General features: G+C 66.7%; 6 protein-coding genes. 2 read left to right on the plus strand and 4 right to left on the minus strand.

Features of this window, described 5'->3' with window-relative positions:
• On the plus strand, positions 1–389 hold a 389-nt coding region (locus tag AB0I73_RS39470; protein WP_363045219.1), incomplete at its 5' end, for an integrase core domain-containing protein.
• A 223-nt stretch (positions 390–612) separates the two neighbouring features.
• Here AB0I73_RS39470 and AB0I73_RS39475 read toward each other — a convergent pair.
• The 3 genes from AB0I73_RS39475 to AB0I73_RS39485 all read right to left on the minus strand — a co-directional run bounded on the left by AB0I73_RS39475 (position 613) and on the right by AB0I73_RS39485 (position 5819).
• Positions 613–1458: a hypothetical protein gene (locus AB0I73_RS39475; RefSeq protein ID WP_363045220.1), complete on the minus strand. Its 846-nt coding sequence runs from the start codon at positions 1456–1458 to the stop codon at positions 613–615.
• Positions 1459–1548: 90 nt separating this feature from the next.
• Entirely contained in the window at positions 1549–5064 is a 3516-nt protein-coding gene (locus AB0I73_RS39480; RefSeq protein WP_363045221.1) for a DEAD/DEAH box helicase, read from the minus strand.
• Positions 5049–5819, minus strand: a complete 771-nt coding sequence (locus AB0I73_RS39485; protein WP_363045222.1) for a hypothetical protein — start codon at positions 5817–5819, stop codon at positions 5049–5051. The genes AB0I73_RS39480 and AB0I73_RS39485 overlap by 16 nt, the downstream gene beginning before the upstream one ends.
• Positions 5820–6137: 318 nt before the next feature.
• Between AB0I73_RS39485 and AB0I73_RS39490 the strand changes: the two genes are divergently transcribed.
• Positions 6138–6425: a hypothetical protein gene (locus AB0I73_RS39490; protein ID WP_363045223.1), complete on the plus strand. Its 288-nt coding sequence runs from the start codon at positions 6138–6140 to the stop codon at positions 6423–6425.
• A 207-nt stretch (positions 6426–6632) separates the two neighbouring features.
• Here the strand turns inward: AB0I73_RS39490 and AB0I73_RS39495 are convergent, their stop codons facing one another.
• Positions 6633–7184 carry a VWA domain-containing protein gene (locus AB0I73_RS39495; protein ID WP_363045224.1) on the minus strand — a complete coding sequence of 184 codons (552 nt, stop codon included), beginning with the start codon at positions 7182–7184 and terminating at the stop codon, positions 6633–6635.
• Positions 7185–7274 lie beyond the last annotated feature (90 nt).

Genomic DNA, 7274 nt, shown 5'->3' on the forward strand with positions numbered 1-7274 from the left:
ACGCGGACCGCCCCGTCACAGCCGTCGTCCACCCTGCCGGTCGTCCCATGAACACCTCCACCATCAAGGTGTTGCGACGACCGGTTGAATCCGCCGAATACACGTCCGGTGAATACCGCAAGCTCATACAGGAGTTGAACCTGAGACAGAGCATGGGAAGAACGGGCTCCTGTTACGATAACGCCGCGGCCGAAAGCTTTTTCGGTCTGCTGAAAGCGGAGATCGGGACCGCCGTCTGGGAGTCCCACGAGGCCGCCCGCGCCGACATCTTCCGCTTCATCGAGGTCGAGTACAACCGCACTCGCCTGCGCAAGCACCCCGAGTACGGCTACGTCACCCCGCTCGAAACCAGAGCTCTGGTGACCCAAGACCTCGTCCCCGCAGCGTAAACATCCGCTGTTCATGATCAGGGGGGAACTTCAGCTCGACGCCCTGCGAAAGCTGGGGGCAGAGTGGGCGTGAGCGGACAGTCCACCTCGTCCACGCGTGAACTCACTCGTGAGCTGCAGTGGACAGCCCATGCCCGGGTGGAGAAGGGCCAACGGCCCACCTCGTGAAAGAGGTCGTATGAACCTGGTGAGCCCACTATCCAAGACGGGAGTGCCGTGCATTTCACGGTCTATAGGCCCATTGCAAGAGACGCGCAAAGCGCCCCGGCTTTCGAGTCTTCCCCATCACCACGTCCTTTTCGTTCCGAAAGTAGTTGATCACCGGGTTAGAGTGGTGAAAGAACTGATCCCTCTCTTGGTCAGGGATTCCGTCGGCGACCCATTCGTATCTGATGCCGATCGGGCCAATGTAGGCAGCCATGACACAGGAAGTGAACCTCTTCATGTCGCGGGATATCCAGGGCACGGCCGGACTGATCGACATTCCGCGCCCATAGACTTTGCTGACGGAGTCGGTGGAGATGATCACCATGCGACCATCGGCCATGTCTTCTGCACCGTTCATGAAATCGCACAGCGACTGCGGGACAGGGAAACGGTCCCTGACCATCCGACACCCGAAGTGCTTAGCGTGATATCGAGCCAGGTCCAGTGACTTCTGCCGCCACTCGGATCCGTACAGTGACCCCAGGTTGAGTCCTGGCATGATCCTCAGCAGGTGCGTCTCGACGTACTGTGCGTAAGTGTCGTAGGCGATGTCGAAAGGCTTAGAAGTTTCGTTGTTGCACGGAGCGCACATCGACTTGGGAAATTTGATCACACCATAGCGGTCTCGTTTGAGGCCGCCCTTTCCCCGTATTTCGCGTCGCTGTTCTCCGTCTCCCCAGATCAGTACCTCGCCATCGCCCATCAGGCGCGCCAGGCTTGTTCGTTTGAACTTGTGTTCTCCGGTGGTGGCCGGTCGGCTCTTACACCACCAGCACATCACGCTCTCAGGGGCCAGGAGGTGGTCGTAACCTGCCGGGTCGGCGAATTCGAATCCCGCAAAGTCGGGGTTAAAACTTGTCACGTGTGCTCTCCGTTCTCGGCGCTCTGACGACCCGGAACAGTAGGTCACCGGGAGGTCGAACCCGCCCGGCGCCGGCCAACCCTCGGTGCCCTACAGGCTGGCCATGGCCAAGGTGGTGACCAGCTGCCCGGCCTCAAGGTGGTGGGTGAGGTCGAGACCGCTGTCGATCATGGTGAGGACGGCGTGATGCCGGGCGGCGGGTATGGCGGCGATCTGGTTTCCGTCGCGGTTGACCCTGATGGTCGCCGGCTTCTTGCCCGGGTGGGTCAGGGTGACCGGCCCGTCTCCGGTGCCCGGGCCTACCCGTGCAAGAGGGATGGTCACGGGGCGGCCTCGCAGCAGTTCGTTGAGCGGGTTGGCTGGCTTGCTCACGTAGTCGAGGAGGTCCTCGACCTCGTACGTGTTGGCCTTGTACGCGGTGATCCAGCCGTCGATCTGCTGATCGGCGAGCCAGGTGCGGAGCTCGCCGGAACTGATGCGGGCATCTGCCGCGGCGCGGCCGATCTGGTGGGCCAGGCGGCGGGAGGTGATGCCGGAGGTGAGCAGGGTGATCGCCTGCTCGGTATCGACGCCGTGCCGGATGTGCCAGGCCGTGTGTGCGAACAGGCGGGGCGTGGTGGGGGTCAGCAGGGGATGGGTATTGACGAGGTTGACCAAGGCGCCGGCTGTCCAGCTGATCGCGTGCTCGAAGGCCTTGCTGATGCTGTGCACGGCCTGCTCCAGCGGCCGGGGATCGGCCGGCACGCTGTCAGGCATCCAGGTGCGGGCCAGTTCCGGGATGGAGGTGCCGGAGATCCAGTCCCGGATCGCGTCGCTGATCGGCACGTCGGCGGCGAAGCCCCCGTTGCGTGTCCCGGTGAACTTCCAGCACCCGAAGGTCTCGGGCATCACCAGAAGGCTCTCGAAGACGTCTTGCTCGGATAGGAAGCTGAGGGTCTGCTCCAGCGGCCATTCGGGTGGCCCCAAGAAGACGCTGATCTCGTCCAGGGTGTCTGCGGGGACCGCTTGGGCGACCAGCTGCTCCGCGAGGCGCTGGGCGATGCTGTCGAGGAAGCGCGCGGATCCGATGCTGGTACCGGTGCTGGCCCAGCGACGTGCGGAGCCGGGGTCGGTGGTGTCGTAGACCATGGCGACCTTCTCCGCGAGCGCCATCCAGCGGGCCGGGACCGACTCGTCATCGGCCTGTTCCATCGCGAGCAGTGATCGCACCGGGTCCAGCCGGTCGCCGGGTGCGTGGAGGGTCTCGGCATGGGTCTGTAGGACGAGCCACACGAACGCGGCGAAGTCGGCCGCGACAGTCCCTAACACGCCGAACAGGTTGTCGAGGGAGTGCTGCAGCTCCCGCTCAGCAAGCGCCAGGGCCCACAGCGCTTCCTCACTGAGCAGTTCGGAAGTGACGGTGAGCTGCTCGGTGTCGGGGGTGAGTGTCTCGAACTCCGACGGCCGGGGCGGGTAGGGGCGGGTGAGGATGACCCACCCCTCGCTCTCACGCCCCGCCCGGCCGGCCCGGCCGATGGCGTTCAACAGCTCCGCAGGACTGAGGCTGCGCTGATTCCCGCGCGTGTGATCACCCTCGACCGTGTGACTGATGATGACAGTGCGTACCGGAAGGTTGACGCCGTCGGTGAGTGTGGTGGTGCTGGCGATGGCCAGCAGGTCCCCGTCGCGAAGCCCCTGTTCGACGGCGTGGAGGACGTCGTCGGGAAGGTCAGCGTGGTGGAAGGCGACGCCGTGGCGGGTGCACTCGACCAGGGGGTGCTGCTCGCCGAGAGTCTCGGCCAGGAACTCGGTGAGCGCCGCCGCCTCGGGGCGGACAGCCAACCGCTTGGCCATGGCGTACGCGGCGTTCCCGGCGATGACTTTGCTGGCGACGACCATCAGGACGCTGCCCGCACGGGTCAGGGCAGCGGCGCCGGCGGCGAACACCTTGTAGTCCGGGATGCCACCGGTCAGCTTGGTGTCCTTGTTCCACTGCCAGGCGTTGGGGGAGGCGTATGCCCTGGTGCCGACGCCGGGGATGGTCAGCCCGAAGGTGCCGCTGGTGGCGGTCGGCCGGACGTCGAGCCGGGAGGCCACCGGCACAGTGGCCCGGGTTGTGGAGGAGTGGTTCTTACTCGGCTTACGCGGGGTGCGCTCGGCCTGACCCTTGAGCAGCTGCGGGTACATGAGGCCGTGCAGCCGCCGGGGGCCGCGCCAGTCGTCGGTGAAATAGACCTCCTCCGCCGGTCGCGCCGGGTCCAGCCACGAAGCCAGGGCAGCCCGGTTGCCGACAGCGGCGGACAGCAGCACCAGCCGGATGTCGGGGCGGGTTCGCAGGAGGGCGAGCAGGCTCTCCAGCACGAAGCCGCGCCGTCCTTGCGTGAGGTGGTGGGCCTCGTCGACGACGATGAGGCTGACGTCGTCCAGCGCTCCGCCTGGGTTGTTGCGGATCATGTGCATGAGCCGTTCCGGGGTCACAACGTCCACGTCCCCGACGAGGGACCCGCTGCCGTCGGCGAGCGGGAAGTCCGGTTGCTCGGCGACGAGCTTGCGTTCCATCAGTCGCAGCCGGCCGCGCAGCGCGGCCCGCATCTCCCGGCCGAGGCTGCGCATCGGCGACACGTAGACCACGCGGCCGGGCTTCTGTGCCAGGTGGGAGCAGATGACCAGCTGGGCCATCAGCGTCTTGCCTGCGCTGGTAGGCACGCTGATCAGGCTCCGGCTGGTGCCGGGGGCGACCGGGTTGCCCCGCTCCAGGTTCAGCAACTGGCGCTGCGGGCGCCACAGGGTCATGACCGGCGGGTGGGACACCGTGAAGGTCCGGGCAACCGCATCCGGCGTCCCCTCCGGAAGCAGCGTGTACAGGCTGCTGGCGGCCATCTCGCCGCTCAGACCGAGAAGGTGGGCCGCGACCCACCGGGCGGTCGGGTCACCGCGGCCGGCGCGCCCGTCTAGCACGCTGCCCAGCAGGTCCTGTGCGTCGTGTAGACGATCCAGATCGCCAAACGAGAGGAACAGGCGGAGGAGGTGGACCGCTTCGACGACGGCTTCGGCGGGTCCGTACATGGTGCCCGCCAGCGGTTCGTCGTTCATCAGCGTGCGCAACTCCGCGAACTGGCGACGCCAGGCGGACAGGGCCCGGTTCAGGTCGGGCCGGTCGAATGCCAGGAACACGACGCCGGCCTCCAGGGCCAGGGTGTCCAGGTGCGCCGGAAGCGAGGAGGTGAAGTTCACCAGGTTCTTGACCTGGCGGTAGACGGCGGTGGCGTTGGGCTCTTGCTCGCACCTGCGGTACCCGGCCTGGGCGGCGAAGGCGATCCTCAGCCGCTCAGTGGGGGAGTGTCGCTCGTCGGCCAGGGCCAGGTCCATCACGTGCGCGCTGACCGCGAGGGCCTGCCGGATCCGCATCGGGTCGAACCCTGGCGTCTCAGGCTCGACCGCGGCTAGTCCGTGCAGGAGCCACGCCGTCGCCAGCACGTCGTCCGGGATCTCCTGGTCCCTGCCGAAGGCGGCGATCTCCAATTGGGTCATGGCCGCCAGCAGTTCCTGCGCCGAGGGCAGGACCCCGCCGGGGCGGTACTCGCCGAGGGCGGTCGCGAGTGCAGCCGGATCTAGAGTGCGGTCCACACGTACTCCCTCACCTCATGGGCGAAGCCCTCGAGGTTGTCGATCGCCACCACCAGGCCCTGCAGCGCGCCGGGGTGCTTGTGGGTGGTGAAGTGCTCGTGCGCGAGGTGGAAGGCCTTCGTCGGTATCGCCGTGGTGTTCAGCGTGACGCTAACGCCGCCGCCGGCCGACTCTTCCTCATCGACCCATTGCTCGGTCAGACTGCCCACAAACTCCCGGGTGTCGTCAGCGAGCAGTTTGTCGCCCCAGGAGAGCATTCCCAGGTAGGTTGCCCCCTTGGTGCTGAGCTGCGTCCAGCCCTTGTGGATCGCCCCATCCGGCCGGTTCGCCTTCCCGGTGTACTTCTTCATCTCCCACAGACGGAAGGAGAAGCCCCGGGCCGTTCCGTCTTCCCGGTAGACGATGAGTCCGTCGCCGCCTCCGTCGTTAACGGCGGCCTTCGGCGGTCCGAGGATCTCCACGGCTCGCGCTGGATCCTCGGGCAGGTCGCGGGTCAGGAGGTACCAGAGCCACTCGCCCACATACCCGGCCAGCCCGTGGTTGTGCTCCTTCTTCGCGGCTGCCGCTTCGAAGACAGGCTCCGCGAAGGCCTTCACCAGGACGTGATCCTTCCCGGTCAGCTTCGCCCCGTTCAAGGTGGCCTCACGCCACTTTCCGTAGGTCCGTGGGCGCCCACCGGTGCGTTCCCGCATGATCTCGTCGGCGATGATCCACCCGGCGGCCGCCCGGTCCTCGGGGCTGCCGCTGAGAGTCACGACGAGCTCCCATCGGCACGTCTGGTCGTCTCCTCGAGGCTCCCGCCGTACCAGGTCGGCCACCCGCCCACCGACGGCCGTCGCTCGGGCCAGCGCCTGCGCAGGCGAAACGTCCGCCACCCGAACCCCCTGCTCGTCCCAGACCACCCGCGCCGTACCGGTTGGGCACAGGGGGCCGAGGCGGCCCTCGGCAAGGTCACCCTATCGAGCGGTCCGCGCCGATCCTGGCGGAAGCCAAAATGCGACGTCTCCCCTCAGCGCACTAGAAACTCGGCTGCGCAGCAACCGTCCTCAACCCGCGTCGGGGCCTCGTTCCCGTTGGATGATCCCCTGGCACACGACGCCCATGTCGGCTGGGAGAACACCGCATCGCAGCAGACCGACGTGATCCTCTTCTGGTTCTGTGCAGAGACGGTCCAGCCGATCGTGCCGTACAAGCTGGGGTTCCATGCCGCCCGCAGCGACGCCGTGCTCGTGGTCGGCCTGCGTCCGCGGTACGAGCGCCGACGCGACGTCGTTGCCCAGCTCGCGCACGCCCGGCCCAACATCACGGTGCTCGACTCGCTCCCCGCGACGGTTCGCGCGGCCGCAGCGTCGCGCTCGTAGTCCCAGACCTCCTTGGCGAGCCGAGCGGCATTGGCGCGGCCGGTCTCGCCAGCCACGGCCGCAGCCAGCAGGGCATAGCGGTCTTCTACCCAGCTTGCTGTGTCGGTCCCGGCTCGTCTGACAGCAAGCCAGCGTCGTCACCACCCGCTCAGCGCCTGGCTGCGCACTGACAGCAGAATCCGTGCCAACGTGCTTCCATGGGCGGTTTCACGATCGCATCCAGGTCGCGAAGGCGTCGACCAAGCCCGTGTAGAACCGTTCTCCGGGGACCGAGCCCGGGTTCTTGCTGGCGTCGTAGAAGGCGACATTGGTGAAGGTGGCCGAGGCGGAGGCGTTGAGGTTCTTATAGAAGGCGAGCTTGCCGCGCACGAATCCGACAAAAAGCCAGAAGATGCCCAATGAAGCGGTGTTCTGGAGCATCGAGCGGACCTCTGCCTTGTCCCAGGGTTCGTCGCCGACCTGGGTCACGACGAAGGCGGGGTCTGAGGCTCCGGAATCCTGGTAGTGGCTGACGGCGCGGCGCATCGCGTCGGCGACGTTGCCCCAACCCCAGTCGACTTGGGTGTGCAGCTGTCCGATACGGCCGCGGTAGTTGTCCAGCCGGATCTCCTCCAGGAACGGCTCTCGTCCACTGGAGAAGATCACGGGTACGGTGCCGTCGTCGTCGAGGTTGGCCGACAGGGCCAGGACGCGTTCGGCGAAGGCCTGTACGGCGAACGACTCGTAGAGCTCCTCCATGTGCCAGTCGGGCGTTGTCACGTTGTTGGGTGTGCGGGTGTCTGACGGTGTGTCGAGGTGTGGTGGGCCCGCGGTTCTGGCCTGTTTTCAGGCCGTGGTGGGCAGGTTGGC

This window comes from Streptomyces sp. NPDC050388 (genome assembly GCF_040655635.1).
In the GTDB taxonomy this organism is placed as follows: domain Bacteria; phylum Actinomycetota; class Actinomycetes; order Streptomycetales; family Streptomycetaceae; genus Streptomyces.